The organism is Flavobacterium jumunjinense (genome assembly GCF_021650975.2).
GTDB classification, from domain to species: domain Bacteria; phylum Bacteroidota; class Bacteroidia; order Flavobacteriales; family Flavobacteriaceae; genus Flavobacterium; species Flavobacterium jumunjinense.
Genome location: NZ_CP091285.1, coordinates 2,431,486 through 2,457,216, shown reverse-complemented (window position 1 = coordinate 2,457,216; position 25,731 = coordinate 2,431,486). Strand labels below are relative to the sequence as shown.

Annotated in this window: 42 protein-coding genes and 2 tRNA genes; 10 read left to right on the top strand and 34 right to left on the bottom strand. The window is 31.3% G+C overall.

What is annotated here, in order from left to right; genetic code table 11:
* The first annotated feature begins 85 nt into the window (after positions 1–85).
* Positions 86–853, top strand: a complete 768-nt coding sequence (locus tag L2Z92_RS10790; protein WP_236452899.1) for a hypothetical protein — start codon at positions 86–88, stop codon at positions 851–853.
* A gap of 202 nt (positions 854–1,055) precedes the next feature.
* Here the strand turns inward: L2Z92_RS10790 and L2Z92_RS10785 are convergent, their stop codons facing one another.
* From L2Z92_RS10785 to L2Z92_RS10700, 18 genes are all read right to left on the bottom strand, one after another.
* A complete protein-coding gene (locus L2Z92_RS10785; RefSeq protein WP_236452898.1) occupies positions 1,056–1,193 on the bottom strand; it encodes a hypothetical protein in 138 nt (45 codons plus the stop codon).
* 31 nt (positions 1,194–1,224) lie between these two features.
* Positions 1,225–3,456, bottom strand: coding sequence for an ArdC family protein (locus tag L2Z92_RS10780; protein ID WP_236452897.1), 2,232 nt, complete (start codon positions 3,454–3,456; stop codon positions 1,225–1,227).
* Position 3,457: 1 nt separating this feature from the next.
* Entirely contained in the window at positions 3,458–3,925 is a 468-nt protein-coding gene (locus L2Z92_RS10775; protein ID WP_236452896.1) for a hypothetical protein, read from the bottom strand.
* 1 nt (position 3,926) lies between these two features.
* Complete coding sequence (locus tag L2Z92_RS10770; RefSeq protein ID WP_236452895.1) at positions 3,927–4,409, bottom strand: peptidoglycan DD-metalloendopeptidase family protein; 483 nt, start codon at positions 4,407–4,409, stop codon at positions 3,927–3,929.
* A gap of 8 nt (positions 4,410–4,417) precedes the next feature.
* Positions 4,418–4,996 (bottom strand): hypothetical protein, encoded by a 579-nt coding sequence (locus tag L2Z92_RS10765; protein WP_236452894.1) that lies wholly within the window; start codon positions 4,994–4,996, stop codon positions 4,418–4,420.
* Positions 4,993–5,235, bottom strand: coding sequence for a hypothetical protein (locus L2Z92_RS10760; RefSeq protein ID WP_236452893.1), 243 nt, complete (start codon positions 5,233–5,235; stop codon positions 4,993–4,995). Before L2Z92_RS10760 ends, L2Z92_RS10765 begins: the two co-directional genes overlap by 4 nt.
* An 11-nt stretch (positions 5,236–5,246) precedes the next feature.
* Positions 5,247–5,753 (bottom strand): hypothetical protein, encoded by a 507-nt coding sequence (locus L2Z92_RS10755; protein ID WP_236452890.1) that lies wholly within the window; start codon positions 5,751–5,753, stop codon positions 5,247–5,249.
* A 60-nt stretch (positions 5,754–5,813) separates the two neighbouring features.
* On the bottom strand, positions 5,814–6,272 hold the full coding sequence (locus tag L2Z92_RS10750; RefSeq protein WP_236452889.1) for a hypothetical protein: 459 nt from the start codon (positions 6,270–6,272) through the stop codon (positions 5,814–5,816).
* Complete coding sequence (locus L2Z92_RS10745) at positions 6,272–6,643, bottom strand: carboxypeptidase-like regulatory domain-containing protein (protein ID WP_236452888.1); 372 nt, start codon at positions 6,641–6,643, stop codon at positions 6,272–6,274. The genes L2Z92_RS10750 and L2Z92_RS10745 overlap by 1 nt, the downstream gene beginning before the upstream one ends.
* A 10-nt stretch (positions 6,644–6,653) precedes the next feature.
* Positions 6,654–7,199: a hypothetical protein gene (locus tag L2Z92_RS10740; RefSeq protein ID WP_236452887.1), complete on the bottom strand. Its 546-nt coding sequence runs from the start codon at positions 7,197–7,199 to the stop codon at positions 6,654–6,656.
* A 77-nt stretch (positions 7,200–7,276) separates the two neighbouring features.
* Entirely contained in the window at positions 7,277–7,468 is a 192-nt protein-coding gene (locus L2Z92_RS10735) for a hypothetical protein (RefSeq protein ID WP_236452886.1), read from the bottom strand.
* Positions 7,469–7,480: 12 nt separating this feature from the next.
* A complete protein-coding gene (locus tag L2Z92_RS10730) occupies positions 7,481–8,239 on the bottom strand; it encodes a hypothetical protein (protein WP_236452885.1) in 759 nt (252 codons plus the stop codon).
* On the bottom strand, positions 8,239–8,538 hold the full coding sequence (locus L2Z92_RS10725) for a hypothetical protein (RefSeq protein ID WP_236452884.1): 300 nt from the start codon (positions 8,536–8,538) through the stop codon (positions 8,239–8,241). Before L2Z92_RS10725 ends, L2Z92_RS10730 begins: the two co-directional genes overlap by 1 nt.
* A 2-nt stretch (positions 8,539–8,540) precedes the next feature.
* Positions 8,541–8,909 (bottom strand): hypothetical protein, encoded by a 369-nt coding sequence (locus L2Z92_RS10720; RefSeq protein WP_236452882.1) that lies wholly within the window; start codon positions 8,907–8,909, stop codon positions 8,541–8,543.
* Between the two features lie 55 nt (positions 8,910–8,964).
* The gene (locus L2Z92_RS10715; RefSeq protein ID WP_236452880.1) at positions 8,965–9,525 is read right to left on the bottom strand and encodes a hypothetical protein; all 561 of its coding nucleotides are present in this window, start codon (positions 9,523–9,525) and stop codon (positions 8,965–8,967) included.
* A 60-nt stretch (positions 9,526–9,585) separates the two neighbouring features.
* A complete protein-coding gene (locus tag L2Z92_RS10710; RefSeq protein WP_236452879.1) occupies positions 9,586–10,083 on the bottom strand; it encodes a hypothetical protein in 498 nt (165 codons plus the stop codon).
* A 22-nt stretch (positions 10,084–10,105) separates the two neighbouring features.
* Positions 10,106–11,044, bottom strand: coding sequence for a hypothetical protein (locus L2Z92_RS10705; protein WP_236452877.1), 939 nt, complete (start codon positions 11,042–11,044; stop codon positions 10,106–10,108).
* Complete coding sequence (locus tag L2Z92_RS10700) at positions 11,044–12,369, bottom strand: hypothetical protein (RefSeq protein ID WP_236452874.1); 1,326 nt, start codon at positions 12,367–12,369, stop codon at positions 11,044–11,046. Before L2Z92_RS10700 ends, L2Z92_RS10705 begins: the two co-directional genes overlap by 1 nt.
* Positions 12,370–12,794: 425 nt before the next feature.
* Here L2Z92_RS10700 and L2Z92_RS10695 point away from each other — a divergent pair, with 425 nt between their 5' ends.
* On the top strand, positions 12,795–13,658 hold the full coding sequence (locus tag L2Z92_RS10695; protein WP_236452873.1) for a phospholipase D family protein: 864 nt from the start codon (positions 12,795–12,797) through the stop codon (positions 13,656–13,658).
* A 162-nt stretch (positions 13,659–13,820) separates the two neighbouring features.
* Here L2Z92_RS10695 and L2Z92_RS10690 read toward each other — a convergent pair whose 3' ends face one another.
* From L2Z92_RS10690 to L2Z92_RS10630, 13 genes are all read right to left on the bottom strand, one after another.
* Positions 13,821–14,072, bottom strand: coding sequence for a hypothetical protein (locus L2Z92_RS10690; RefSeq protein ID WP_236452872.1), 252 nt, complete (start codon positions 14,070–14,072; stop codon positions 13,821–13,823).
* Positions 14,057–14,284 (bottom strand): hypothetical protein, encoded by a 228-nt coding sequence (locus L2Z92_RS10685; RefSeq protein WP_236452871.1) that lies wholly within the window; start codon positions 14,282–14,284, stop codon positions 14,057–14,059. Before L2Z92_RS10685 ends, L2Z92_RS10690 begins: the two co-directional genes overlap by 16 nt.
* A gap of 2 nt (positions 14,285–14,286) precedes the next feature.
* Entirely contained in the window at positions 14,287–14,670 is a 384-nt protein-coding gene (locus tag L2Z92_RS10680) for a hypothetical protein (RefSeq protein ID WP_236452870.1), read from the bottom strand.
* 77 nt (positions 14,671–14,747) lie between these two features.
* On the bottom strand, positions 14,748–15,524 hold the full coding sequence (locus L2Z92_RS10675; RefSeq protein WP_236452867.1) for a hypothetical protein: 777 nt from the start codon (positions 15,522–15,524) through the stop codon (positions 14,748–14,750).
* A 1-nt stretch (position 15,525) separates the two neighbouring features.
* Positions 15,526–15,864, bottom strand: coding sequence for a hypothetical protein (locus tag L2Z92_RS10670; protein WP_236452866.1), 339 nt, complete (start codon positions 15,862–15,864; stop codon positions 15,526–15,528).
* Positions 15,861–16,085, bottom strand: coding sequence for a hypothetical protein (locus tag L2Z92_RS10665; RefSeq protein ID WP_236452864.1), 225 nt, complete (start codon positions 16,083–16,085; stop codon positions 15,861–15,863). Before L2Z92_RS10665 ends, L2Z92_RS10670 begins: the two co-directional genes overlap by 4 nt.
* 4 nt (positions 16,086–16,089) lie before the next feature.
* Positions 16,090–17,805 (bottom strand): hypothetical protein, encoded by a 1,716-nt coding sequence (locus L2Z92_RS10660; RefSeq protein ID WP_236452863.1) that lies wholly within the window; start codon positions 17,803–17,805, stop codon positions 16,090–16,092.
* A 1-nt stretch (position 17,806) separates the two neighbouring features.
* Entirely contained in the window at positions 17,807–18,013 is a 207-nt protein-coding gene (locus tag L2Z92_RS10655) for a hypothetical protein (protein ID WP_236452862.1), read from the bottom strand.
* Positions 18,014–18,024: 11 nt separating this feature from the next.
* Entirely contained in the window at positions 18,025–18,225 is a 201-nt protein-coding gene (locus tag L2Z92_RS10650; protein ID WP_236452861.1) for a hypothetical protein, read from the bottom strand.
* Positions 18,226–18,338: 113 nt separating this feature from the next.
* The gene (locus L2Z92_RS10645) at positions 18,339–18,542 is read right to left on the bottom strand and encodes a hypothetical protein (RefSeq protein ID WP_236452860.1); all 204 of its coding nucleotides are present in this window, start codon (positions 18,540–18,542) and stop codon (positions 18,339–18,341) included.
* 11 nt (positions 18,543–18,553) lie between these two features.
* Entirely contained in the window at positions 18,554–18,757 is a 204-nt protein-coding gene (locus tag L2Z92_RS10640; RefSeq protein WP_236452859.1) for a hypothetical protein, read from the bottom strand.
* Between the two features lie 172 nt (positions 18,758–18,929).
* Positions 18,930–19,112: a dsRNA-binding motif domain-containing protein gene (locus tag L2Z92_RS10635; RefSeq protein WP_236452858.1), complete on the bottom strand. Its 183-nt coding sequence runs from the start codon at positions 19,110–19,112 to the stop codon at positions 18,930–18,932.
* Positions 19,113–19,129: 17 nt separating this feature from the next.
* Entirely contained in the window at positions 19,130–19,366 is a 237-nt protein-coding gene (locus L2Z92_RS10630; RefSeq protein WP_236452857.1) for a hypothetical protein, read from the bottom strand.
* Positions 19,367–19,502: 136 nt separating this feature from the next.
* On the opposite strand from L2Z92_RS10630, the gene L2Z92_RS10625 reads away from it, so the two are divergent.
* Positions 19,503–20,018 (top strand): helix-turn-helix domain-containing protein, encoded by a 516-nt coding sequence (locus tag L2Z92_RS10625; protein WP_236452856.1) that lies wholly within the window; start codon positions 19,503–19,505, stop codon positions 20,016–20,018.
* A 10-nt stretch (positions 20,019–20,028) separates the two neighbouring features.
* On the opposite strand, the gene L2Z92_RS10620 is transcribed toward L2Z92_RS10625, so the two are convergent.
* From L2Z92_RS10620 to L2Z92_RS10610, 3 genes are read right to left on the bottom strand one after another with little or no spacing between them, the layout of a single operon-like run.
* Positions 20,029–20,238, bottom strand: a complete 210-nt coding sequence (locus L2Z92_RS10620) for a hypothetical protein (RefSeq protein WP_236452854.1) — start codon at positions 20,236–20,238, stop codon at positions 20,029–20,031.
* A gap of 6 nt (positions 20,239–20,244) precedes the next feature.
* Positions 20,245–20,694: a hypothetical protein gene (locus L2Z92_RS10615; RefSeq protein ID WP_236452852.1), complete on the bottom strand. Its 450-nt coding sequence runs from the start codon at positions 20,692–20,694 to the stop codon at positions 20,245–20,247.
* 3 nt (positions 20,695–20,697) lie between these two features.
* Positions 20,698–20,850 carry a hypothetical protein gene (locus L2Z92_RS10610; protein WP_236452849.1) on the bottom strand — a complete coding sequence of 51 codons (153 nt, stop codon included), beginning with the start codon at positions 20,848–20,850 and terminating at the stop codon, positions 20,698–20,700.
* A gap of 373 nt (positions 20,851–21,223) precedes the next feature.
* On the opposite strand from L2Z92_RS10610, the gene L2Z92_RS10605 reads away from it, so the two are divergent.
* From L2Z92_RS10605 to L2Z92_RS10575, 7 genes are all read left to right on the top strand, one after another.
* Complete coding sequence (locus tag L2Z92_RS10605) at positions 21,224–21,778, top strand: autotransporter domain-containing protein (protein ID WP_236452848.1); 555 nt, start codon at positions 21,224–21,226, stop codon at positions 21,776–21,778.
* 542 nt (positions 21,779–22,320) lie between these two features.
* Positions 22,321–22,393, top strand: a tRNA-Met gene (locus L2Z92_RS10600).
* Between the two features lie 29 nt (positions 22,394–22,422).
* A tRNA-Met gene (locus L2Z92_RS10595) sits at positions 22,423–22,495 on the top strand.
* Between the two features lie 63 nt (positions 22,496–22,558).
* Positions 22,559–22,804 (top strand): hypothetical protein, encoded by a 246-nt coding sequence (locus L2Z92_RS10590; RefSeq protein ID WP_236452847.1) that lies wholly within the window; start codon positions 22,559–22,561, stop codon positions 22,802–22,804.
* A 116-nt stretch (positions 22,805–22,920) separates the two neighbouring features.
* Entirely contained in the window at positions 22,921–23,475 is a 555-nt protein-coding gene (locus tag L2Z92_RS10585) for a hypothetical protein (protein WP_236452846.1), read from the top strand.
* Positions 23,476–24,033: 558 nt separating this feature from the next.
* On the top strand, positions 24,034–24,381 hold the full coding sequence (locus L2Z92_RS10580) for a hypothetical protein (RefSeq protein ID WP_236452845.1): 348 nt from the start codon (positions 24,034–24,036) through the stop codon (positions 24,379–24,381).
* Complete coding sequence (locus L2Z92_RS10575; RefSeq protein WP_236452844.1) at positions 24,321–25,589, top strand: T9SS type A sorting domain-containing protein; 1,269 nt, start codon at positions 24,321–24,323, stop codon at positions 25,587–25,589. The genes L2Z92_RS10580 and L2Z92_RS10575 overlap by 61 nt, the downstream gene beginning before the upstream one ends.
* Positions 25,590–25,731: the final 142 nt, after the last annotated feature.

Below are 25,731 nucleotides of genomic sequence, written 5' to 3'. Positions count from 1 at the left end.
ATAATTAGTAATTTATAATAATAATATTATGGGAGGAGATGCATAACATAGCAAAAAATGTAGTTTTATATAAATTATATTTTAAATGAGTAAAAAAAACTTATTCAATAATTTAAGCTCTTTATTTTCAGGTAAATTTGCTTTTTTTGGTTCATTAGCGTCAATACTAGGCCTTTTAGTATTGATTGCAAATGATAATTTTTCAATTATAATAGCATTATCTTTCTTTTGCTTAATGTTATTTATTTTTACTTCATATTTAGTATATAATCTTTATAAGGTACTAAACACCAAACAAACTGACCATGCGAATAGGTCTACTTTCATTAAATATGAAAATATAGACGGGAATAAAATATTTTATGAAACTTATAAGCTAATACAAGTAAAAAAACCAGTATTAACTGAAATGGAATACCATTTTAAATGGACTGGTACTCACATGCCTGTTGTAACCTCAAATCTACAAAACGTAATAAACATTGTTGACGAACAAAATCCATTAAAATATGACCGTGCCTTATTAAAGTTTAAAAAACCAGTATACTTTAATCAAAACCTTGTACTTCATTTTAAAGCTGAATTAGACGATGTTGATAAGGTTTCTTTGTCTCATGTTGAAACAAGAGTAGTAAGTGAAATTGACATTATCCATTACAGAATTATTTTAAAAAACAAATCGCCCGAATTTTGTCAGAATGCTAATTTAGAAAAAAGAAAAATTGACTCTGATGTATCTGCTACTTTTGATAAGATACGTGAAATACCTTTTGATCGCAATACTAAAAGTTACGAATATCATCTATTAAATCCTGAAATTGGATTTTATTATAGAATAAGCTGGGAAAAGTAAAACAACTACCCACAATCTAGTAGACAGCTCCGCAAATAACTGACAGAGTGCGCATCACACCACCAAGCGTACAGTTCACGTACTCGGCGGTTCGCAAAAAGATGGGTTAAGCTCGATATAAACATCCGTTATCTTTAAACATAAAACCACAAAAAAACCGTTGCAACAAAAATTGCAACGGTTTTTTTAGCATTAAGAAAATTTACTTTTTCTTCGATTTGGCTTTCTTCTTGGCGGTTACTTTAACCACAGCTCCACCTTTTACATATTTGTAGCCTTTCTTTAGTTTTGTTCCGCATGAGGTTAATGCTTCTTTCTTACTTACTCGTTTTGTACTCATAATTGATTACGTTTTTTGATTGATGATTGATTTATTGTATTTGAAATGAAAATTCTGGAACGTTAGTTACGGGACCAGGTATATTTTCAGTTTGTTCTTCTTCTATTACTTCCGTTGTATCGGTTGTTTTGCTTTCTAAGTATTCTTGATATTTCTTAGGGTTGACCTTTTTAAAGCCCTCTTCCCAAACGACACGCTCCCCCATTCCATAGCGACCTCTGTTTTCAATTAAGAAATCTTCAACGGTCATTATTGCATCGACTAAATGTGTCCAACCTTGATCCCCTTTGAAGTTGCCACTTTTGGTAACTTCAAAAATTAAAATGAAGGATACACTAGGGTATTTTTTAATGAATCGTTTTTTGAAGTCTTCCGGCTTAATTTTTTCTAATCGTATGTAATCGGAAATCATGTCTATAAAAACGAACTTATATTTCCCAGTTGCAATTTCTTTTTCAAGTGCTTCTATGGTATCGGAATCATCAGGAAAGGCATTTGAATTGTCTGCTAACCCTGAGTTAATCCATAAATCTTGTGTTGATTTATTAAAGCCCTGGTCTGCGAAATTATAAAGCACATTCCCGAAGTTGGTGAAATAATTTGCCATTTGTAAGGATGCCGAAGTTTTACCATTTTTTGGTTTTCCCCAAATCGCAATTTTCAAATTAGCTGCTGGGTGCTGCATGAGTTCCTGCCACTCTTCATTGATAGGTAAGGAATCAAATTGCATTTGCATTAATTTGTTTGTTGCAACGGGATTTTCTGCTTCTTGTTCTTCAATAATGGGAACTCCTGAAAGTTTTGCTTTGGGTTTCTTTTTTGCACCAAACAATCCGTATTGTCCATTTTTATCGACTTTTACAGGCTTTACTGATGCTTCTTTTATTTCTTCTTTGGTTGGTTCTTCTTTGGCTCCAACTGGCTTTTTAACGGTTTTCTTTTTTGGCTTTTTCTTAGTTAAAGGCTCTTTTTCTTCAGTTGGTTTTTCGCTTTTCTGAACAACGTTCTTTAAATACTTAGGCGTACTCGACTCATCAAATTGCAATATAAAATCGGTTAGCTCTTGCGCTTTTGTACAAGCTCGCATAACAAATTTTGTATCCTCTTTAATATACGTTAAAGCGTTATTCCAGTTCTTTAAATATTCAGCATGGTTTGTATTATTATGCCAAATAATACCTGCTTCAGCACTTAAAAAAGTAGCGCCCCATTCTGCTACCAATTCTTCAAAAGCATAGGGTTTAGAACCAAACTTACCTGAAAAATCTCTATTCAATCTTTTAAAGTGTCCTGTACTATGTGCGTATTCATGAAACTTTGTTCTATAATAATCCTGTAAGGTTTCAAAAGATTGAATTGGTGGCATTGTTACCGAATCTCTATTAGGATCAAAAAAAGCATCATTCCCTTTTTCAATATACTTTGGAGCTGGAGAAGGATAATTATTGATAATTTCATCTGCAATTATTAATCGCTCTACTTCCTTCGTTTTATCAATTTTCATTTCAGGAGCTAAATAACCAATCTTAAAATTCTTCAAATCAAAATCAATCCCAGTTATATCCTGACCGTTGAAAACATTGTAATATTTAAGTATTGGTAGATAATAAATGTTAGCAATATCAATACCTTTCTTTTTTGCATAATCAATCACTTTCTTTTTATCATAAGAACCAAAAGTATAGTCATTCTTTTTGTCATCAACTTTATACAACTTAGTGAAATAAATTACTGGATAACCTTTAGAACCTTTCTTTAAAAATCCGTTATGTTTTTCAATCTGCTTAAATGTCATAAAGTAAGGGTTAGGTAAACTTCCAAACTCAGTAAGCAACAAAGAGTTTACACCTCTATATCGTTTTTTAGTATCAAAATTAAACGGTATTAAATACTGGTCTTCCGTTCTTTTCCATTTCTTTTGATAACCACTCCCGCTCGCTTCTTTTATCATCTTGACCATTCTATCTGAAATCATTTGATAAATATCTGAAGGAGAAACTGCCTTATTCAACCCTGTAAAATCTTCGTCTACAGCATCGTCAAACTCAATGCCTGACAACCAACTTTTGGGTACAACTTCAAAAGCGTTTTCTTTTAATTCTATTTCAAATTCATTGTCGGAATGCGTGATTAAGATATTTTCTAGTTTTCGAACAAGGTGTTTTTGTTCTTCGTTTTTTGCGAGTTTAATAATTTGCAACAAGTCTTCTCGTGTTGCAACAACTCCGTTAAGTGCGTTAAATTGTGCTATCGATTTACTCATATTATCCTTTTATACTATATTCTGAACCTGCAACATCAATAAAAGCTTCAATACTTAGCTTGTTAATATCGAATGAGGTAAGTTCCATTATTGAACCTAAAATTTCTCCTGAAGGCAATTCTACAGGTAAGTTTTTAAACAGTAATTTGTTATTGGCTGGAATTTCGATTTCATTTATTACTGGGCGAATGGTTGCTATATATTTCCCTGAATAAAAGAAGTTCAATCGCTTTAAAGAAGCCACATAACCACTCACAGAAAATTCTTCTGAGGTTGGATTAACAAATAGAATATCGGTTGTAAAAGTGATGGCTGTAAATGATACTTTTAGATTTCGAACGCTTACGGGTTTAATTTCTAGTTTCTCAAAAACACGTTTTAGTTTCTGCACTTTGTTGTAGGCTAAAACACCTACTATTGCAAAAGAAACACCTGAAATTAATATTGCTTTTTTTAGGATTGGTTTCATATTAAAATAAGTTTGTAGGATCGATTAAAATCCAGTTAGTTCCTTGCTTTTTATACACTTCTAAATGCACATGATTGGTCATTGCTGCACTGTATTTAGCAGCTATATTTTGAGAAACACCAATTATTTTACCTGCAAATACACTGCTTCCTATTGGTGCAATTGGTTTTAAATAGAACATTTTTATTTTGTATTCTGAATTTACAATTTCAATGCCTGTATAACTTAAATCGTTCCCATACGGATAAGGATAGCGCGTTACTGTTCCCGAAATTGGACTCATGATTTTTTCTCCTGGTACTGTTATAATATCAATACCATTATGTTTTCTGTTGCCTCTACTTGCTCCAAAAGAACCGCACCCATGCGAATCGCAGGTTCTTAGGTTTTGATTGGCTGTTATTTTTGCGAATGCTTTTTTTGTTCCCATAATTAGAAATAATAATGTTGTTGTTCCGATGATGTACCAGGTACTTTTTTTCATGGGTTCAATTATTTAAAAATTAGACTTGCAACTTTCTTAATTTGACTGTACAATTTGAAAACCCAATTGAATTCTTTGTTCAAATACCAAGCAATTGCAATTACTACTAAAAGCAATAGTAACCACCAGTTAAAAAAGGTTTGTTTATCCACTAACTTTTTAGATTTGGATCGTTGTATTTTAGCATCCAAATGGTTTTGATTTTCTGCTGCTTTGTTTTGTGAAGTTTGATTTCTTGTTGTCGATTTTATGTTTTCTGAAGTACTTCCTTTTGTTTTGGTTTGGGTGAATGTTCCCGAACCTTGATACGTTTTCTTGGTTGTTACTCCAGTATTCAAATTGGTTTCTGTAATAACTAACGAATCGCCTTTATTGCCTTGATAGCTTATATTTGACACTTCAAACTCCACTTCTTTTTTAGTAGCAATTGCTTTTGTTGCAAGTGTTTCTTTTAAAGCTGTGCTTTTAGAATGGGTAGTGCTTTTTAGTTGTACTGTTTCTTTTTCATATTGCTTTTCTTTGTGCTTGACAGCGCAAGAAACAAACAAGAGCAATAGCATTGCTAAGAGTGTTTTTAGTAGTTTCATTTTCTTAGTTTGTTATTGGAACATTTAGAACATTGATTGATATACTGGTTTAATTCTGTACGGTATTCGTCTAATGTTTTTTGCATTTCGTTCAATCGTTTTTCTGTTTGTTCCGACATTTTTTTATAGACATCAGCCATCTTATCCACTGCATCTGTTTTGCGGGTTCTCCATCCTAAAATAATTGTTGCAAGGTTTGTTCCACCAAGTATGTAATTGAGTAATTCTGAAAGCTGCATATCTATTTTTTTTAAGGTTTATCGACAGTTACAATGTTTCCAAGTTCATCAATGGCTAAAAGTTTAGTAACTGCATTATTTAATGTCGGTTGAACGCCCAATTGAAGTTGTCCGTTGCCATGAATGGTAAATTTTGGTGTTGTTCCTGAAAAGGTAGCACCTGTTCTAAAAACAATAGGATTGTTATACCATGTTGCTAAATTCAAGGTTTTATCAGAAAACAATAAACCGCTATTTCTAAAAGCAGCTACATAATAATTGTTGTTGTAATAACTTAATCCAACATAATTGGAATAGAGTTTTCCACTTCCTTTAACCATAATGTTAGCTTGCGCTGCATTGCCCGAATTATCATTATTGACTACCGAAAATCCAATGCTTTTATTTTCTGTTTTCTCAATATGAAAACCGTTTAAAGTTGTATCAACTGGTTCGGCTCTTACTCCGTTATAACTATCCAGTAATTTGTCTTTTAATTCGTCAAGTGCTGGGCGTGAAAAAGGTTTATTTCCGATCATGTTTTAGTTTCTTAATCATTAAAATTATAGCCGTTGAGAGTGCCAAAACTGGCAAAATTCCTATGCTTTTTTTTTAAGGGGTTTTCCTAAAATGGCTACCGCTTGTTTGTAATCGTTATCGGTGATGTAGTTTTTATACTTCACTCCGTTTTCCATTAAAACAATGGCTTTGGATAATCCGATTAGTTTTTCTTCAGTAAGTGTTCCAATCACATTAGAACCGATGCCACTAATAACCGAACGGATATAAGCATCGGTATTGTTTTCAAAATGGGGCGCAAACTCTGATATTAATTGCGTGACTGTGTTTTTTCCTTTGTAAAAATCATTATACAAGTCCAACATCAAAGCTCTTATACCATAGCGTAATTCGTAGAATTGTTCAAAACGCGTATCGGTGTTTTGAGATAGTGGCACTTTACCATTCCAGGGAATATTTGTTTGTATCAAATTGCCCGGGTTATTGTTGCGTAAACCTCTAGGTAAATTGGGGAGCGTACTATTTAGATAAGAAGTCATTAGATTTTGATTTTTTTGGGTGTTGCTTTCTCTTTTCTGGACTGATTCACAGCAATAGCACCACCAACAATAACAAGAGGTAACCAAAACCAATTGGTGCGTTTCTTTCCTATTACAACCGTTTCATCCAATTGCAATTCGTTCGGCATGGCAATATCTAATGTTGTCATTGAAGCGGTTACATTTCTTTCAATGATTTGGTTTGTACCCACATGAGAGAATTTCAGTATATCGCCTCTATTTACATTAATGGCGTAATTCCCATCAAAATTGGCTGTTGCTCCAATTATAGGATCGCTTCCTTTAATAACTACCGTTGCATCAAAAATGGGGAAGCCTTCATAATCTGTTATTTTTCCTTTTACTAACATTGCTTTTGAATTAAAATGTGAAACCTGCTAACTCTACTCTTTCTTTAACGATGTCATACACATCGCCATCCTTCGGCTCTAATTCTGATTTTAACCAATAGACCAAATTACGCGGCTCATAACTATCTAAATTGGCTAAAATTCCATCGGGAGGTGAGTTATAACCGTTGTAATCTTTTTTACCAAAAGCATTATAGACTTTGATAAAATCGCCTGTGTTTTTTAGCCTCTGAAAAACAGCTAAAATCTTTTCTTCATCGGTTCCGTAGCAAATCCAACACGGATTATAATTCATAGCATCTAAAAGTTGTTGCGCATAATTGGTTGCTTGTTGGTTGCTAATCGATGCGCCTTGTGTACTTCCTCCAGTACCTTCTACTTCATTGTCAATATCAGGATTAAAAATATCATCAACTGCCGAGGTGGTATTGGATACTATTTTATAAATGGAATACACCGCTACACTGCCTACAATGAGCAGTAGGGTCTTATTTTTCTTTACGGCTTCTCCTGTTTTTTCAAGACCTTTTTTGGCTTTATCAACTATTTTGGACATACTATTTTATTGTTTTAATGATTCAAAAAAAACCACACCCGCAAGGCAAGTGCAAAGTGTGGTTGACACAACACAAACTACATGACCATTGTTTTAATGAGCTTTTTATTGTCTTTTAATTTCTTAACCGCTTTGGGTGAATTGGCTAACTCGCCTAAAAAGGTTAATGTGTCTGTTTCTAATAAAGCAATAGCTTCTAACGCTTTTTGCTTTGCCTTTAAATCAACTGCATTGGAAGGCTGTACTGTTAATGAGATTTGTTTTTGCATCTTGTGTTTTTTTTAAGGTTGTTGTTCTAATAATTGCACTAGCTTGTCATAAAATCCGTCATCATCATTGATTTTATTATTCACTAATAGCAGTAATTCTGCCATTGCATCTGAAAATTGCGTGTGTTGCAATAATTGTTGCAACTGGCTTTTTATTTCTGATAAATTTTGCACAGGTGCATTTAATGCGGTGGGTGCTTCTCTAGGTTGGAAAAAAGATTGTACAATTGGACCAAGTTGGTTAATGGCATTATTAACGGCTTCTCCAGTTTGGTTTTTCTTATCTCCTGCGTATTTGTCTTTTAATGAATTCTCTTTTAACTGTAAAACTTCATCTTGAAGTTTCTTGTTTTCCTTTTTTAAGAATTCATTTTCAATTTCATATCGAATTTTCAACTCTGAATTAGTGTTCATTGTCAGAACATCGGTAAAGCCTAATCCTGTTCCTTTTAATCCTTGAAACATATTTCCTGTGGGTTCTTGTGGTTTCACTTGTGTCGGTTGTGGCTTTTCTAAAAAAGAAACTTCAAAAGGATTGTTTTTTCGCACCTTAGTATTTCCGTTTTTTCGCCATTCTTGAATAATTAAATCAGTATGTCCTTCTTGGTTCAACTTTTCAAAGTAATTTTGAACCGAACCATATTTTTGAATTAGTTCATGCCCGTAGGTACTTTTTAAAATTTCCTGATAGTTGTTCTTATTGGAAACAGAAACCGCTGCCAAAGCATCTGTCTGTAACTTTTGAACTAATTGTATAAATTCTTGCCTCATTATCTACAATTGTTAGGGTTAGTAGCTTCTAGTAGTATTGAATAATCAACCACCAGATTATAAGTATCACTATCAAATTGAATGTCAATATCAAAGTGATGTCCGTAATTGGAGAATTCAAAACTGCCAACTGGCACATTGTACATCGCATCAAATGGAGGGATTATTCTTGGTACACCATTGTATAAAAAACGCGCTTCTTTAGTATCAAGATTTGAAATAACAAGACTTGTTACGTTATGCTCTCGAACCTTGTCTTTTCTAAATATTTCCTTTGATGTTAGTACAACCTTTGCCATAATTAACAGTTTTTTCTTTTCTCTTTTATTAAAATTAATTGCGCTTTAAAATCTGCTGTGAATGCACTATCAGCACGAATTTCAAAACGAATTCTCTTTCCTGATTCCATCGGTTCTACAGGCTTAAATCCTTCGCTGTAAGATGCTTCTCTACTTCTATAATTGTCAATATGTTGCATCTTTGACAGTTCTTTTTGATTGCCATATAATGACGCTTTTATCATGCTTGGATTCACTGATAAAGCATCGTGATAAATGACAACTCCAACAATTAATGAACCATCAACATCGGTTGCTTCATCAACAACAGCTCCTGTTTTTCCATTTAAAACAGTAATGTCTTTTACTTCTTCTATGTATGTTATTTCCATTTGAAAAGAGTTAAAAAAGACTGCAAAAAACTTGCAGTCTTTTGGGTTTGATTAATTAGTTTCTTGAATTCTTTACAAACTCAATTCCTAGAATTTCAATTCTATAAGCATGACCTGCTTGTGCAACACCTGCAAGTGATGTACTGATTTTAAAGGATTTATTTGGACGAATTAAAAAAGGAGCTAATGGGAAAAAATCATCCGTAGTAGTCAACGGATTAAAGTTGTTTGCTAAGACAGAAACAGGAAGCTCTGCTAACACACCATCTTGAAAAATAGTGATTTCTCCATTTGCCCAATACACAGGTGCATTGTCTTTATAGTCCGCAACATTAGGAGTAACATCTGCTGTTGTTGTGTCAAACACCAATCTTATTCCTGTTGGTAAAAAAGGATAATCCAACTGATCCTTATCGATGTTCCTTACCCCTACTTCTTTAACGTGCTTTGGTAAAATAAGCTCGGTATTCTCTATTTTATTAGACAATCCCGATGTGAATTTCACCGCTTTTCTAGGAAAATATTCTGTATTTAAAATCATTACAGAAGGTAAAGCTTCTCCTGTTTTTAATTGTTGTGCTGTTCTTACAGCTTGTTCTAATGTGATACTTTGCATCTTGTTCTTTTTTATTTTGGTTTGATTCTATTTTAAAATTCTTGTACTCTTAATTACGACTTACGATAATGGGTCGTTTGTTCCTATTTCTAAACTAGGGTTGCTTTGAAAAATTGGTTGTCTTAATCGCCCTGGTCGATTTAAGGTTGGATAATGTGTAATTCTACTTTGGTTCATTGTTGGCTGTGGACAACCAAGTGCACCACGTAAAAGCATTCCTTTGTTGCTTGCTGCATCTGTTTTGGCTACTTCTTTTTCAAGTAAATGAGAAGCAACGCCTTTAATTCCACCTCCTGCAATACCTGTACATAAAGCTCTTACACCTTCTGCTACAGTATCTTTTCCGCTTACTGCTAAACTTCCTGCGATACCCGCTAAAATACAGGCTGCATTAACCATTAATTTCTTTTTCTTTTGGGCTTCAGTTACTACTGTTTCCGCTTTTACTTTAGCAACCATATTGGCTAAAGCGCCCGGAAGCATAAAGCCTGCTCCTGCTCCAACAACATTAACAACTCCCGAGCTTAACTGCTCCGTTTTTATTGGTTTTAATTCCATTGTATTCGATTTTTGATTAATATTATTTCTTTTCTTTCTTCTTTTTCTTTGTTGCCCAAACCACTAAGACACTGCCTCCGATTAACAATAACCAAGGCAATCCTGAACCTTCTGGAGTTACGCTTAAATCGGGAACTGTCGTTTGAATTGGATCCGTTGGATCGGGAACTGTAATCACGACATCATCATCATTGGGTGGTGGTGAAATTTCAATGCCTTCATCTCCTTTTGGTGGGTTATCTACCACAATCACATCATCAGGTGGTAAATCTAATTTTGGGTGCAATTCGTAAATTTTAAAACTCGCTTTAATCGGAATAACAGACACTTTTTGAAAAGGTGCTATATCGGTTATCATTGTTTTTGATGGAATACTCACTACAACATTGGTTTGAAAAAATGAAGAAGCATCCTTTTCCATTTGCTGTTGCAATAACTTTTCAACGGGGATAAATAAACTTTCAATAAGTAAGTTTCTCAATTGTACCGCTGCATAAGACAGCCTTTCCATTTCGTGAAATTGATAATAGCCTTTCACTGTTGCAATGCGTTGCAACAAAGCGTTGGCGTTCGCAATTTTCTGATTTGAAAAAGGAAGCTGTTGTACTTTATTAATCGCATCTTCACTAACTAATCCTACAATCTTAGCCAAATTATCAGCAAATGCTGTTAAAACGGTTTCTTCAATACTGTTGGGTTCATATTGTGCCCTTGGGTCATCTTCAATATTGTAAATCGGTAATGCTCCTTTTTGCCACCATCCATTATTTCCTGAACCTGTTCCAATAGTATCAGCCCATGAAGCAAAACTTCCTATTTCTGCCGAAAGACCTGCTGTTTGAACTGACAAATAAGAATCTACCATTGCCGCAGCTCGAACAATTACTCCTTTTAAAAATCTACCAAACCAACCGTTTAAGCCTTGATTTTCTTCTTCTATGCTGTAATTATCTTGATACATTATTTTTCTGTTTTTGGTTTTACTTTTGGTTTGTCTTTCATTTTAGTAAAGGCTATTCCACCTAATACAAGCGCTGCGCTCCATCCTAAAACTGCTTTACTGGTTGATGGTTTGTAAGTGGGATTATCAGGATTGTTATTGTCATATTCAAAGCCACTCCCCGTGCCTGTTCCCGAACCTGTTGAACCTCCTCCTGAAGAACCTCCAATGGTTTTAATGATATTGGACAAGCCTTGTAAAAAAGTGCCTACATCAAAATTGGAAGTATTTGTTTGTCCTACATAAGGCGTGATTTCAAAAGCGGGAATATTTATATTGGGTTTGGGTGTGTACTTTACAAAAGGAATGTCAAAAACAATGTCTTGGTCTTCCCATGTCGCCCATTCTCCAGTATACGCTTCTTGAACGCCTTCTCCTGAGCGGGAAACTCTACCATATACAACACTACCATTTTGAATGCCTGTAAAGTAAGTATCCAAGTAAATCATCAATGCGTTGGTGACTTCATATCTATAAAAGTTATACGCTTCATGTGTGATTTTTAAATTGTTTTTCGTGCAATCACTTGGCCAAGAATGACTTCTTTTTGTGCCAACAAGCGAAGCGTTCCAAGCAGCAATACCTATAAATCGGTTGACCGATGTTGCTAATGCTTGCATATTGTCAGATGCTAACGAAGTGTTGATGTTTTCTAAATGAGTATGAAGAATCCCCAAAATGCCTTCCATGTCACTTTTGGCTCTGTTTAAATCATACGCAGAACCACCCCAACAGCTTAGTTTTGATTTTATACTTTCCCAGTTATTATCTAACCATGTGTTTTCTTCTGCTTCTTCTCCATGCAAACCTGATGGACCATTTAAACTATAATGTGGTAAATTATTATCCATAAAAAATGATTTTTCTTTAATGTAAAATGGTTCGGTTGTGTGTGGTAATGTTCCATCAATCGTATAATAGCCTTGATTTAAAGAACCTGTTGTTTGATTTAATGGAACTATTAAATAAACATGAGAATAATTACCTAATCCTATATCATGCTTTTTAACCTCCTGAATTATTTTTCTGATATAGAATTTTATTCCTAATTGCTTTAAAATTATCCCTCCATTAACTGAATAGCTTTTACAATCAATTCCCGTAAATCTTTCAAGCCATGAGCAATTGAGTGAACGAACCATTTGAGGCTTCTCATCTTGCTTGTATTGAAAATGCCAATACAAAAAAGAATGTATTGATTGACACGTTTCTTTTAATGATTGTTTTTTAAATTCAGGAGCTAACAAAACCGCTTGTTTGTAATTTTCTTGAATATTTTTAATCATTAGCTCGATAGTGAAGAAAGTATTGCCCTTACCTTCATAAACTTTGTTACAGTTATTTGTTTTGATAAGGGCGTTATACTTAGCACCGTTTTTCAAATTTCTAAATAATGAATTGCTCACTTGTTGTTAGATTGATTTGCTGATTGATTGACACAAAATTGCAACAAGGCGTTGCAACAAAAACACAAGTGGGAACAAGAGACAACAAGAGAGGGCAACACGTTATAAGTGATAGCAAGTGAAACCTAAAAAAAGAGGCTGTTTTTTATTTTCTGCGTATTTATACGCATTGCAAACATGAAAAAAAATAGTTTAGATTTGGAAGTGAAAATTTTAACAAAATGTACATAAAAAATGTATTTAAGTTGAATACGAAACCCTTTATATTCGCAGAAGTGAATTTCAAAAGAATTATTTTAAACGTAATGGCAAAATTTTTAACTACTGTAGGTAACTCATTTTATATTGAACAAATTATTCTAAATTCTATAAACTCTCTTACTCTTGTTACTCCATATTTAAAATTAAGTAGAAATCTATTAGAAAGAATTTATGATGCTGACAAAGAAAACATTAGAATAACTTTAATTTATGGCAAAAATCAATTAGCTAATAGCGAGAAAGAAAAACTTTACTCATTGAAAAACATAGAAATTCTCTATTGCGAAAACCTACATGCAAAATGTTATTTCAATGAAAGTTCAATGATAATTACTTCAATGAATCTATATGAATTTTCAGAAAGAAATAATAGGGAAATGGGGATTTTAATTGATAAAGAAAATGATTTACAAATATTTAATGATACATTAAAAGAAGTTGAATCAATCAAGAATTCATCAATGATTGAAAAAGATTTTAGTCTAATAAATGAAAATAACTTAATTGAAAAGCATTTAAAACTTACTTCTAAATATAATGAACAATGGAACTTTTACCTTCCATCTATTGAAAAAATATTACAAACAAGATACCCATCATATGATATCAGTTTTAAAGATCATGTAACAGTTATTGATTTCCCATATAAAGGAATTGATTTAATTATAAACGGTCGAATTGATTTCAAATTTAACAGCAAAGAAAATTTTGAACAAATTAAGAAAAGACAAGAAGAAAATCTTAAAAAATTATTACCTGAAATTAGATTTTACTGGAATCACAAGCAAATAAACATCTATTTAGAACGAGGCTTTGAAGTAGATATTAACTTAAATGGGTTAGAAAAAATAGTAACAAAAAAAATTAATATAATTGATACAGTTTTTAAATTAATAAATGAAGTATAATTATGGCTGAATTCTGTGATAACTGTAGAAAAAGATATGGCTTTGAAAAAGAAGATTACCCAATACTTTGCGAGGGGTGTGGAATATACTTTGAAAAAAGAAAACTATTTTCCATTTTTAAAAACCTATTTAAAAGAAAGATAAAATAACTTTAAAAAAAAGTTATTTTGCATGAAATTCAATTTTAAGCCTACTTCGTATTAAAAACGTGTATTTATCTTTTCCACCATCTAAAGCTTTGTTAAAAAGCTTCATTTTAAGCGGTTCGTCTTGCAAATAGTTTGAAAGCTTGTTTGCAGAGGTTAATTTGGTGTTTTTTAGCGGGTTTTCCTTTGGATTTTCTAATACTCTAATAATGAAATTTTTATTGATTAGGGCATATAATGGTTTATCCGATTTTAAAGCTTTTGCCATAATTGTGTTGCGTTATTATTTTTTTTACTCTCTAAAAAAATTGGTTTAAATTTCTTTTTTATTCTTAACTGTTCTTCAAAAAAAAAGTGATATTTCTGTTGTTTATTTTTTATCCATTCTAAATTTTTAGAATAGTCTATTTCTTCATTTATAAAAAATCTTATTCTAATTAAATGATACCAACCCTTTTTATAAATAATTTTTGTTCTCATAACTAATCATTTTTAAATCCTATAATTTTCTTAATAAACGTTGCATCCAAGTTGTAAGCAAAACAACTTTGTTGCAACGCTTTTAGTTTCTCTTCAGGTGTGTTTAATTCTGTGAACTTCTTTCTAATTTCTGCGATGCATTTTTCAATCCTAGAAGCGGTTTCTTTTGTGTTGTCTGCTTTTAATTGTTGCAAGGTTTGTTCAAACTCTTTGGTGATAAAATAACCTTTTGGTGTACCGTACATTGCAACGAATTCGGCAAATTCTAAATGATTCAAGCTTTGACATTTAATTGTTCGTTTAGAAAAAGGAGTTTTCAAAATTGTCTTTTCTACAATAAATTTTAAAGCTCCAATAACTTCTCCACTGGGAAGATCGTTATACATTGTTCTAAGTTTTTTTTTGTCTACTAAAAAAGGGATTGGCTTTGTTTGACTCATTGCAACGGGATAGTTAAGGTAGGTTATAATTCAATTTTTAATTGAGGTGTATTATTATAATTAGTTATTAAAATTTCATTTCTTCTGTTTCTAATATTAGTTCTATTTTTTAGATAATTAACTTTCATTTTAAAATCGCTTGCAAAGTCTAAAATCATTTCATTGTCAAATTCACTCATTGCGCAATTAATACCTGAATTTTGCATTATTTTAAAACAATCTAAAGTATCTGTTTCAGTCCATTTTGGAACTTTATAATAATGTTCAGTATCCAAATAAACTGGATCTAGGTAAACAAAAGACTGCTTTTTTGTAAGCAACTTTTTACTGAAGGAAATTTTAGGTATCACATTTCTAAAATCATCATTTGTAATTTTGGTATTTTGAAGTTTTAAAAAAGTAGGCTCAATATTCTTAATTAACACTCTCTTTGTGTTATCCAATCCTAAACGCAACGTATCTCCTTTACCTAAATAAGTAAAATTAGATAGTAAAATAAAACGTAAGGCTTTTTTAATAGGATCACTTTCTTGATTATTCTTCCAATACTTAATTAAATTTTGAGTAATTGGCATCATTAAAATTTCCTTTTCAAACTCTTTTCTATCAGTCTTAATTACATGGTATAGATTTGTAACATCATCATCAAGGTCATTAAGAATTGAGTATTTTGGTTCTGGCAAATAGAAGTAAGAACCACCTGCACCAAAAAACAATTCGATTCTCATTTTGTGTTCAGGGAAATAACTATATAAATGCTCTTTCATTTTTCTTTTGTTGCCTAATCTCGTTAATATCATTTTACAAACTCTTTATTTGTTGGTCCAGGTAATTAGAGTATTTCAATTTTACGTTTCTCTCATAGTCTCCAATTTTATGACTCCAAAGGCATACTTTTAATAATACGGCAGCTTCCGATGCATTTAAAGAAATCTGAAAACCGTTCTTTGGTGTTTGCCTTTCAATCTTTGTTCTAAACAAGAACCATAATCGAAAAGCAATGTCTAATGTAATAATCGCATCTAATAGATTTGATGCCTTTTTAAACGTTTTCTCTAGCGCATTATGATAATCGTACATTTCTTGTTGCAACGTTAATAGTTCGTCTGCTGATACGTTTTTAATAACAATCTTTTTCATGGTTCAATTATATAAATTAGCGTGTCCGTTGCAACGTCATAGACTTGAATTTTAGAAAAGCCTTTTATCTTTTCTTGTACGTTGTTCAATGTCTTTTGAATGATTCTTTCATTGGTCCAGTTATTATACTTTATAGGCGAATACCAGTTTTGGTTTTTCTGTCCATGCGGAAACATAACTGCTAGTTTAATTTTACTTTTGTCTTTACTCCAAAATGCCATATCGTTATTTTTTAGTTGAATATTCAATTAATCGTTCGCTAAACTTATCCCTGAAGTTTTCAGGTAAGTTGTTTTTGATGTAGTCTAACGTATCATTAAGCGTTGCTCTATTGTTGGTAAAACGTTTAAAAGCTAAATCGAATTTCTTTGCATGGTTGATGCGTTCTTTTCGCTTTTTAGCATCGGCTAACATCTTGTTTTCTTGCTTTGCTTTGTTGGTTAATGAGTTTTGACTTCTTGTGTATGCGTTTTTAGTAAACTCAAAACCAATTTCCTTTGAAGTCGTTCTTGTAAAGTCAAAATATTGGTTTGGGAATAATGGGCGCACTCCTTTTGCTTGAAACCATTTTGTTGCATGGTTCAATCTCCAGCGGAACTCTTGCAGCTTCTCTACCATTAAATCCTTGCGGTATAAATTCCCATTGACTAAGAATTTTCGTTGCATCCACGATAAGTAAGCTTTTAACCAAGAACCAAAATAGGGAGTTGAGTTTCTGTACAGTCGAGCTGCATTTTTGAAAAAATCTTGAATAACCAATTCTTTAAACTGTTCTCGAGTTGTGGTTCCGTTTAAAGATTCTTGGTATAAAGCACGAATATCGATAGGTTTATAGTTGTTGTACTTCCCTGCTGCTAGATTATTACACAAATCGTACTCGTTTTCGATTAGTTTTAGTAAACTTTCAGAAAGTTTAACATTTTTCGCGGCCGCCCCAGTTTGCTTTTTTTCATCTTGCGAATTGGTGTTACCGTAAAAAACAAATGAATTATCAGGCGAAGCCGTTCCTTTTCCAAGAGAAATGTTTTCAACATTCTCTTTTATGTTATTATTCTTTAATTCTGTTACGGTAACCTCTTTGTTATTACCAAAATTTTTAGCGGTTCTCTCCTTAACTAACTGATTTTCAATAGTGGTTAATTGCTGGGTTTTGAGGTCTAAAACCGTCAAAATTTCGCTATTTATGTGGCATTTAACACCTCTTTTGTGTCCGCAAAAGGTATAATCAAACAATACTCCTGCTTCTACTAAATGCCTTCTATGGTTCTTTATTGTCTCTTTAGAAACATCAATACTTTTCACGCCATTACGTTGCAACGAAACAATTTTAAACGAATTGATTTCAAGCTGTTTTAATGGTCTTTTCTCTTCAATGCCTAACTGTTTGAATACTTTTGTGTTTTCCTTTAACTGCGTAGCATATTCATGCAAAAACTGCTGAAAAACAAGCTCTGTTTGGTATTTTACAATGTGTAATTTCTTCTTTGGAAGTTTAAATTTATGCGTATCGAAAAAAGCAGCAACTTCTTTGTTGTATTGCGTTGCACATAGGGTTTTATGTTTTTTAATGAATAGCTTTTTCAACGTGATTTGATTGCTGTTTAATTCAATCTTTTTCACTTCTTCGTTGTAGTTGTCAATCAATATGTTTTCGTCTCTTCTGTAGTCGTTTAGTTTTGCAACAAAGACTCTAAAACAATTCATTGTTGCAGTAAATGCTTCGTTGTTTATGTTGGGATAAACAGCATACAAAGGGCGTTCGTTTCTACTAGAAGGAACGTATATTGTAGGTTTTGATTTATTCGTTTTAACGCTTTTCGATTGTTGTTGCAATGAATGTTGCAACGAGATAGTGGGAACATTATTTCCGTTGTTTACTGGTGTAATCTTACCAAAAATAGAACTTTTAAATAATGCACCAAGTGGGTTTGAATCTTGCATGCTATTTGTTTTTATTTAAAAAAGTGATAAAAAACAACAGCACAAGTGCAACTATAAAAGACTTAGAAAACACCAAAACATCGTTAATCATGGATTGTGATTTATAGGACAATGCCAATTGATATAATAGTGGCGTTAACAGTATAAATGTGATCGTTGAAGAAATTAAAAGTAATTTCCATTTGATTTTTGATAGTACGTTTTTCATAGCTTTGATTTTTAATTACTTTGCGTTTTTATATGCTTTTTATGAAGTTTTAAGAGCCTTCTGTTTATAGAATCTCTTCTTTTAAAACACTTTATAACTTGTCCGTTAATAATGAAAGTATAGGTCTTTGCTCCTTCTCTTACTATGGCGGTCATTAATCCAATTTTATCTAAATCGGATTGAATGGTTCTGTATTTTGGACTTCCTTTCATGCTATAAAGTTTGTAGTTAACCTATCGGAAGAGGACACTAATTAACCCAAATTGTGCGTCCTCAACTTCAAGGGAATAAATGCAAGAAAACTTGCGAATTGGTAGGGTGTGCATTATTGTTTAATGCTGGTTTTTCTTCTGTTCATTACTGCATAAGCAATGTCTATGTATTCTTCTACCGTTGGAACATTACTTACTCTAACTTTCTTCTTAGGTTTTTCTCTTGCTTGCATCTCCTTTTGCATCATAACCATAAAGCGTTCCCTCTCTGCATCGGGCAAGCTTTTATAGATAGTATGTACGGTTTCTGCAAACATTGTTTTTTAACTTAGATAGATAATAATTCTGTGATAACTTTTAATGTATATGGTCTTGGATTGTATAAATTGTTATATTCTTCAATCCCAATTTCTCTTGCTATTTCAAGCTCGCTTTTAACCCTGTTCATCATTGTCTTTTGACGATAGATTGCCTTTGTTAATGGAGCTAGTTCCTGGAATGCTTTTGTGTTTTCAATAATTTGGTTCGTCATGTTCTAAAATTTAAAGCTTAAACTTCCTGTAACTATTAAATAAGTAAGCAGCCAAAAAACAAGTAAACCAACCGTTAACCCTATAAAACACCCAAAAAAGAACGAGCTTCTTTTAATGTATTTTTCTTGTGATTTCATTATTTCTTCCATGTTTATATTTGTTTGTTTGTAACTAGATTTCTTTTAAAGCTTCAATTGCTGCATATTGTGCAGCTTCTTCTTCGCTTTCACCTCTTCCCAAATATATTTCCCCATTGGGTAGCGTTATTTCAACAGTAACATTTATTTTAAGTGGCTTATCAAAGTTGACTTTACAAAGCGATGCAAGCTCAACTATTGGAATTGGTGTACTCATATTTTTTAGTATTAGATTTATTGTTGTTCAATATTTGTTGCAACATTTGTTGCAAGCTGTTCCAGTTTTGGCACGATATTGGTTTTCTTTTTATTTCTAGGATAGATAATACTATCTACTGTATGTTTGGATAAACCGAACTCGGTAGCAGTTTCTGAAAGAGCAGCCACTCTTCCAGAAATTTCCTTTTTCTCCTCATAACGCGATTTTACTTTCGCATCTCTTTCCTTTTTAAATTCTGCTACACTTATCATTTTTTCGTATTTTGATACGACAATATTACATATATTTTTTGATATCTCGCATATTTTACGATTAAAATATCATATAAAATGCGTTATAATTTATATTTATTTGATAATCAGTATTTTAAAAACTCGTATTTTTTACATGGAAAATTATATTTCTGAAAATATTTCTTATTTAGTTACTAGAATGAGAAGTTCACAAGATGAATTAGGTGCAATCTTTGATTTAAAAAGAGGTACAATAAATACTTATATTTCTAAAAAAGCACAACCTAAAATAGACACGATACAAAGAATCTGTGAATATTTTGACATTACAATTGATGCATTTATAAACACATCTTTAGAAGAAACTAAAAGTGGAAAGTTTGTTAAAAATGACATTGCAACAAATGTTGCAACAAATATTGATGTTGTTGCAAAAGAGATTGAAATAAGAGACGAATTGATTGCTTTCTACAAAGAGAAAGTAGAAAGTTACGAGAAAGAGAAAAACACTTTAGAGATAATTACTAGGATAGAAAACAAGCTTGATACTTCATTAGAAACAAACAAAACTCTTTTTAGTGAAATTGAAGAATATTTTGAATTAATGAAATTGAAAGAGAATTTAGAAAAAGCAAAAAATATAGAAACACACCACAAAAGCAAAAAATAATACTTCTGGATTAGTTTATAATTCTGTATAAAAAATCTTTAAACGGAATGCCCTGTTTGGTTCTTTCCGTTTTTTTCATTTCCATTTCTACATTTAAAATTATTTCATTGTATTCCTCTTCAGTTAACAGACCATTATGAACCCTGTCTATTGCTTCAGCAACAATGAAATTTAATTTTGAATAAGTAGCTACAGCTTTTTTTGATTTTTCAGATCTCATTAATTCCTATTGCTTTTTTTTGATTTTTAAAACCGTTAAATCAAAAACCCTTTCCAATAATTCCATACGGGAACTAGTAGCAATAGCTTCTTGTTTTTCTTTATTTATTATCATAGTGATTAAAGAAACAGCAACTAATATTGCAAAAGAAATCCCCAAAACACCAATGTTAAAATATGATTTATCGTTGTAATCATCTGAAATAAAAATCCAATACATATTGAGAAAAAGAATATACAAAGGAGATAAATAACTAATTCTATAAGGTCTAAATTGAGATGCTATAATTAATATAACCTGACTTACCATCATAGACAACCAATAAACAAAATTAGAGGTTGAATTATAACCGTATAGATTATCAAATTCAATTTGATAATGATCTATAAAAATATCACCTAATAAAATCATTCCTGATAAAATTACCAGGAATGAAGGAATTAATCTTTTAATCATGTTTTAACCATTTGTTTTTGGACGCCCTCCGCCTCTATCTTTTTCTAATTCTTCTTGTTCAGTAGTTGTTGGAGCATCATCACCTCCGTTAATAGCTCTTAGCTGCTTAACTGTTAATAGATTTTTTTCTGATTTAAAACTTTTAAAATGTTTCATTTTACTTAAAATTTATTTATTAATAATAGTATAAAATTACTCATTTAAAAATTTAATCGGTTCAGAAACCCAAAGTAACTAAATTCAAATGTTAAACACGTTACATTTTTTCTGCAAAATATGTTAAAATTAAGGTTATTCGTATAAAAATTAATTTTACAGATAAACTGTATATTTTGTTAAAACTACTATTCATTGCGAGAAAACGTACAGCTATTTTAAAATGAAAAATTAAGTTTGCAGACTTCTTTTTTAGGAAACTACGTATTTATACGTACAAAAAACAATGAAAATTACGTATAAATACGTATTGACTCATAGTAATAAAAACTAGTAATTTTGAAAAATACAAATCAATAAATATTCAAAAACAATGAAAAAAATTTTACTTATTACAACGCTATTATTCTCAACTTTATTTTTTGCTCAAAAAAGAGAACCAATAACAATTTCAACCTATTTCTCTGGAGGAAACATTAATACTCTAGGATTAAGCCTTGAAAGAGGAAGATCAAAAGAAGACAAAAAGCATTTTACTAGCTATATACTAAATGTAGGTTTTGCAAATATGGATTACGAAATAGGTAGCTTTAAAGATAACGGAACTGGTTTTGTAATTGAAACAGGAATAAAAAGCTATTTAAACAACAAACAAGAAAACAAAGGTCTTTATTTAGGTAACTATATTAGCTATGGTAATATTAAATATGAAAAACTTTTTTTATTCAGCAGTTTTAAAGGTACATTTTCTTATTTCTCATTATTCAGTCCAGAAATTGGATATAAATTCAAAGTAAAGAATTTTGCAATAGATCCATTTGCTGGCATTATGTGGCAATGGCAAATTAAAGGAAAAGGAGACATAGACAATGTTAATGTAGATGTTTGGCAACCAAGATTAGGTTTAAGATTAGGTTATCAGTTTTAAAAAAATTAAGATATACTAAAAGAAGGCTCTCTTTAACTAGAAAGCCTTTTTTTTTTAAAACTAGTAATTTAGAAAAATGCAAATCAAGAAATATTCGAAAAATGAAAAACGAAAAAATTATTAAAAAATATACCCTAATTATAATTTTACTTATCACTTTAGTAGCAATTAGCGGTATTCTAGGTGATACACATATTCCATATATTATAGTAATTATTTTAGGTTGGATATATATCTTCGTATTATATTTTTTTGAGAATAAAAAAAAGTAGTACGAAGATTTACAGAATTAACTACCAAAAAACAGACTGCTTTTTTTACTGTTTTATTCAAAGAAGTTAATCCGAAAAAATTATCCTATATTTGAAAAAATTATTGCATACTAAAACGCATACTTTTTTTATTTTTATTGACATATTGCGATTAAAAACTCTAGTGTTTTCAATACTTAACAAACTATAGTATCTCTCATAACCCGAAGGTCACAGGTTCGAGTCCTGTTCCCGCTACTAAGTTATTTATTGAGAATACAAAACGTACATCGCGGGATAGAGCAGTAGGCAGCTCGTTGGGCTCATAACCCAAAGGTCACAGGTTCGAGTCCTGTTCCCGCTACTAAGTTATTTATTGAAACGCAAGTATATCGCGGGATAGAGCAGTAGGCAGCTCGTTGGGCTCATAACCCAAAGGTCACAGGTTCGAGTCCTGTTCCCGCTACTAAGCAAAGGCAAAAAAAAATAAATTTTATGCGGTTTTAAAGCAATTTAAAACCGCTTTTTTATGTCTATTACTAAAGAGATTTTACAAAATGCATACAAAAATGCATACGATTTTAAAATTTTGAAAGACTACACAGAACCAAAAATTTACAATGCTAAAGGCGATTTAAATAAACGCTGGTATATCTATTACTCCTTCAGAAACCCTATTACAAATAAACTCGAAAGACAAACTCCTGTTTATGTTGGTATAAACAAATACAATACCTTAAGAGAACGAAAAGAAGCCGCTAAAATCTTTGTATAGCAATAGAGAAGATCCTTAAAAACGGATTTAACCCCTACTCTGACATTCTCGAAAATAAAAACAAACACACCATAAAAGAATCTTTCGATTTAGTACTTGAGATAAAAAAATCAGTATTGGCCGAAAAAAGTTTCTCCGACTTTAAAAGCAGGGTTACTCGATTTAAAAAATGGCTGTTTGAAAACACAGGACTCAACGAAAACAGTACTATCAATTTTATTACAAAAAAGATAGTCATTGTTTACTTAAATCATGTTCTTGAAGAAAGTTCCCCTAGAAACAGAAACAACACGAGAATTTGCTTATCAATGCTTTACAAAACATTAGAAGATAATGAAATTGTAACAATAAATTTCATAAGTAAAATAAACGTTCTTAAAGCAACTCCAGAAAGAAACAAAACTTACTCTAAAAAACAAGAAGCTGCAATATTTGAGAAACTCAATGAAGATCCTATTTTAAAACTTTTTGTTCAATTTATTTCTTTTAACTTCCTTAGACCTGTAGAAGTAGTACGCTTAAGACTAAAAGACATCAATATTGAAGAACAAAAGCTTTTCGTGAAAGCTAAAAACAAAATTGATAAAGTAAAAATAATTCCTGAAATCCTTATTAAAAGACTACCTGACTTAAAAGACCTGGATCAAAATTATTTTTTTATTTACTCCTAATAAAATTGGAGATACTTGGGACACTAAAGAAACAAACAAAAGAGATTATTTTTCTAAACGTTTTAATGATGTTGTATAGAAACCCCTAGGACTTGGAAAAGATTACGGACTCTACTCCTTCAGACATACTTATATTACTAAACTATACAACGAGTTAGTAAAAGATTCAACTCCATTTGAAGCAAAAAGCAAATTGATGCTTATTACTGGGCACACTACGATGACAGCTCTTGATAAGTACCTTAGAGATATCGATGCCGCTTTACCTGATGACTACAGTGAACTTCTTGATAAAATGTAAAAAAAGTTATTTTTTTAACCCCATTACTAAAAACCGTAAAATTACTATTTACTTTCTCTTTATTTTTACAAAAACAATAAAAGCAAAACAGTACTTTTTAAATAAATAAACCTTCTCTACGAATAAATACGTACGAAAAACAGGCAAAATTACGTATTTATACGCATTGCAAGTTTTAAAAGGATAGTTTAAAATAAAGAATGACGCTTGTCATACATATAAACAAGTTGTGTGTAAGCTAAAAAAAAAAACGTACTATGAACAAAAATTACTTAATTATTTTAATATTCATTATTTCAAATTCTGTGTTATCACAAGAAAATTGGACTATTTACAATACCTTAAATTCTGATTTATCATTCAATGTTATCAGTGATATTGAATTTGATAGCGAAGGAAATAAATGGATTGCTTCTTGGTTTAACAATGGTAGTGCTGGAATTGCAAAATTTGATGATACAAATTGGACAATATTTAACACTACTAATTCACAAGGCACAACTGATATTCATAAAATAGAATTCACAACAGGAGTTTTACAAAGTTGGGTTTCTGTTTATGCAACAACTTTAATTCATTTTTCAGATGGCTCAAAAGAACTATAAATTCAGATCACGACTATTCAACTAACTTACTTACTATAGAAATACCAAGTAATGCGACTGACTTTCAAATAGAATATTATATTGAAGATTCATCTTCTGTCGATATGATTTTTTATAATTCAAATACAAGTGATATAGTTCATCAAGAAACATTTTCAGGACAAATGGATTTTAATTATGATTATACTTTTTATACAAATATTTTCACAGACCATATTATTGATATTTCCATTGATAATCTCAATAATAAATGGCTTGGAATTTGGCAAAATGGTATAATAAAATTTGATGATACAGATTGGGTAAATTTTACAACATCAAATTCTGATTTACCAAACAACCAAATTAATTGTGTTACTAATGATAATAATGGAAATGTTTGGATTGGAACATCGTCAGGTCTAACAAAATTTGACGGAACTAATTGGACTAATTATAATACAACTAACTCAAATTTACCAACTAATTCAATTGTTTCAATCGCAATCGACCACAATAACAATGTTTGGTTAGCAACAGCAAATGAATTAGTAGAATTTACTGGTAATACTTGGAACATCTATAATGACAATTCAGTTGGAAATTGGTTTGGTGGTTCAAATTCATTAAGAATTGATAGCAACAATAAAAAATGGATGAGTGCTGGATATGGTATAAAAAGTTTTGATGGCAGTAATTGGGAATACTTCAACTATTTAGGCTCTAATAATTCTTGCTTACTTGACTGTCAAACAACTTCTTTAGCAATAGATGTAAATAGTAATATTTGGATTGGTGCTAATCAAGAATGTAGTAATGGTGGCTTACTGAATTTCAGCGAATGCAATTCATATCTAACATCAAATTCTGATTTACCAGACAATAGCATTTTATCTCTAAATATTGATAATAATGGAATAAAGTGGATTGGAGCTTTTAATGGTTTAGCTAAACTCTATAATCAATCATTAAGTACAGATGAAAACAATTTCGTTGATATAAATATTCAATTTTATCCAAATCCAGTTAACAATTATTTAAATATAAAAATTAAAGATAAACTAAAGAATAGTAAGTTTTCAATATTCCAAATTAGTGGAAAAACTAGTAAGACAGGAAATTTAAAAAACAATTTGAATACAATAAATTTAGAAGAATTATCAAAAGGAGTATATTTTTTAAAGATTGAAAAAGACGATTTAATACAAACAATTAAAATAATAAAGTAAAGCCTACACACAAGCCGTGTATAATTAATTGCTAGGTCACTGCCGACTTACGAACATTCCTGCGGAATATTCTAATAGTCCGTAATACAATCAATTTAGTGGCATAAAGTTTAAAGAAGCGTAAGTATAATTTATAAAATGT

Bases quoted from the DNA above. Each gene is read 5' to 3' on its own strand.
- L2Z92_RS10790 (WP_236452899.1), top strand. From the start codon at position 86: ATGAGTAAAAAAAACTTATTCAATAATTTAAGCTCTTTATTTTCAGGT.
- L2Z92_RS10785 (WP_236452898.1), bottom strand. From the start codon at position 1,193: ATGAGTACAAAACGAGTAAGTAAGAAAGAAGCATTAACCTCATGCGGA.
- L2Z92_RS10780 (WP_236452897.1), bottom strand. From the start codon at position 3,456: ATGAGTAAATCGATAGCACAATTTAACGCACTTAACGGAGTTGTTGCA.
- L2Z92_RS10775 (WP_236452896.1), bottom strand. From the start codon at position 3,925: ATGAAACCAATCCTAAAAAAAGCAATATTAATTTCAGGTGTTTCTTTT.
- L2Z92_RS10770 (WP_236452895.1), bottom strand. From the start codon at position 4,409: ATGAAAAAAAGTACCTGGTACATCATCGGAACAACAACATTATTATTT.
- L2Z92_RS10765 (WP_236452894.1), bottom strand. From the start codon at position 4,996: ATGAAACTACTAAAAACACTCTTAGCAATGCTATTGCTCTTGTTTGTT.
- L2Z92_RS10760 (WP_236452893.1), bottom strand. From the start codon at position 5,235: ATGCAGCTTTCAGAATTACTCAATTACATACTTGGTGGAACAAACCTT.
- L2Z92_RS10755 (WP_236452890.1), bottom strand. From the start codon at position 5,753: ATGATCGGAAATAAACCTTTTTCACGCCCAGCACTTGACGAATTAAAA.
- L2Z92_RS10750 (WP_236452889.1), bottom strand. From the start codon at position 6,272: ATGACTTCTTATCTAAATAGTACGCTCCCCAATTTACCTAGAGGTTTA.
- L2Z92_RS10745 (WP_236452888.1), bottom strand. From the start codon at position 6,643: ATGTTAGTAAAAGGAAAAATAACAGATTATGAAGGCTTCCCCATTTTT.
- L2Z92_RS10740 (WP_236452887.1), bottom strand. From the start codon at position 7,199: ATGTCCAAAATAGTTGATAAAGCCAAAAAAGGTCTTGAAAAAACAGGA.
- L2Z92_RS10735 (WP_236452886.1), bottom strand. From the start codon at position 7,468: ATGCAAAAACAAATCTCATTAACAGTACAGCCTTCCAATGCAGTTGAT.
- L2Z92_RS10730 (WP_236452885.1), bottom strand. From the start codon at position 8,239: ATGAGGCAAGAATTTATACAATTAGTTCAAAAGTTACAGACAGATGCT.
- L2Z92_RS10725 (WP_236452884.1), bottom strand. From the start codon at position 8,538: ATGGCAAAGGTTGTACTAACATCAAAGGAAATATTTAGAAAAGACAAG.
- L2Z92_RS10720 (WP_236452882.1), bottom strand. From the start codon at position 8,909: ATGGAAATAACATACATAGAAGAAGTAAAAGACATTACTGTTTTAAAT.
- L2Z92_RS10715 (WP_236452880.1), bottom strand. From the start codon at position 9,525: ATGCAAAGTATCACATTAGAACAAGCTGTAAGAACAGCACAACAATTA.
- L2Z92_RS10710 (WP_236452879.1), bottom strand. From the start codon at position 10,083: ATGGAATTAAAACCAATAAAAACGGAGCAGTTAAGCTCGGGAGTTGTT.
- L2Z92_RS10705 (WP_236452877.1), bottom strand. From the start codon at position 11,044: ATGTATCAAGATAATTACAGCATAGAAGAAGAAAATCAAGGCTTAAAC.
- L2Z92_RS10700 (WP_236452874.1), bottom strand. From the start codon at position 12,369: ATGATTAAAAATATTCAAGAAAATTACAAACAAGCGGTTTTGTTAGCT.
- L2Z92_RS10695 (WP_236452873.1), top strand. From the start codon at position 12,795: ATGGCAAAATTTTTAACTACTGTAGGTAACTCATTTTATATTGAACAA.
- L2Z92_RS10690 (WP_236452872.1), bottom strand. From the start codon at position 14,072: ATGGCAAAAGCTTTAAAATCGGATAAACCATTATATGCCCTAATCAAT.
- L2Z92_RS10685 (WP_236452871.1), bottom strand. From the start codon at position 14,284: ATGAGAACAAAAATTATTTATAAAAAGGGTTGGTATCATTTAATTAGA.
- L2Z92_RS10680 (WP_236452870.1), bottom strand. From the start codon at position 14,670: ATGTATAACGATCTTCCCAGTGGAGAAGTTATTGGAGCTTTAAAATTT.
- L2Z92_RS10675 (WP_236452867.1), bottom strand. From the start codon at position 15,524: ATGATATTAACGAGATTAGGCAACAAAAGAAAAATGAAAGAGCATTTA.
- L2Z92_RS10670 (WP_236452866.1), bottom strand. From the start codon at position 15,864: ATGAAAAAGATTGTTATTAAAAACGTATCAGCAGACGAACTATTAACG.
- L2Z92_RS10665 (WP_236452864.1), bottom strand. From the start codon at position 16,085: ATGGCATTTTGGAGTAAAGACAAAAGTAAAATTAAACTAGCAGTTATG.
- L2Z92_RS10660 (WP_236452863.1), bottom strand. From the start codon at position 17,805: ATGCAAGATTCAAACCCACTTGGTGCATTATTTAAAAGTTCTATTTTT.
- L2Z92_RS10655 (WP_236452862.1), bottom strand. From the start codon at position 18,013: ATGAAAAACGTACTATCAAAAATCAAATGGAAATTACTTTTAATTTCT.
- L2Z92_RS10650 (WP_236452861.1), bottom strand. From the start codon at position 18,225: ATGAAAGGAAGTCCAAAATACAGAACCATTCAATCCGATTTAGATAAA.
- L2Z92_RS10645 (WP_236452860.1), bottom strand. From the start codon at position 18,542: ATGTTTGCAGAAACCGTACATACTATCTATAAAAGCTTGCCCGATGCA.
- L2Z92_RS10640 (WP_236452859.1), bottom strand. From the start codon at position 18,757: ATGACGAACCAAATTATTGAAAACACAAAAGCATTCCAGGAACTAGCT.
- L2Z92_RS10635 (WP_236452858.1), bottom strand. From the start codon at position 19,112: ATGAGTACACCAATTCCAATAGTTGAGCTTGCATCGCTTTGTAAAGTC.
- L2Z92_RS10630 (WP_236452857.1), bottom strand. From the start codon at position 19,366: ATGATAAGTGTAGCAGAATTTAAAAAGGAAAGAGATGCGAAAGTAAAA.
- L2Z92_RS10625 (WP_236452856.1), top strand. From the start codon at position 19,503: ATGGAAAATTATATTTCTGAAAATATTTCTTATTTAGTTACTAGAATG.
- L2Z92_RS10620 (WP_236452854.1), bottom strand. From the start codon at position 20,238: ATGAGATCTGAAAAATCAAAAAAAGCTGTAGCTACTTATTCAAAATTA.
- L2Z92_RS10615 (WP_236452852.1), bottom strand. From the start codon at position 20,694: ATGATTAAAAGATTAATTCCTTCATTCCTGGTAATTTTATCAGGAATG.
- L2Z92_RS10610 (WP_236452849.1), bottom strand. From the start codon at position 20,850: ATGAAACATTTTAAAAGTTTTAAATCAGAAAAAAATCTATTAACAGTT.
- L2Z92_RS10605 (WP_236452848.1), top strand. From the start codon at position 21,224: ATGAAAAAAATTTTACTTATTACAACGCTATTATTCTCAACTTTATTT.
- L2Z92_RS10590 (WP_236452847.1), top strand. From the start codon at position 22,559: ATGTCTATTACTAAAGAGATTTTACAAAATGCATACAAAAATGCATAC.
- L2Z92_RS10580 (WP_236452845.1), top strand. From the start codon at position 24,034: ATGAACAAAAATTACTTAATTATTTTAATATTCATTATTTCAAATTCT.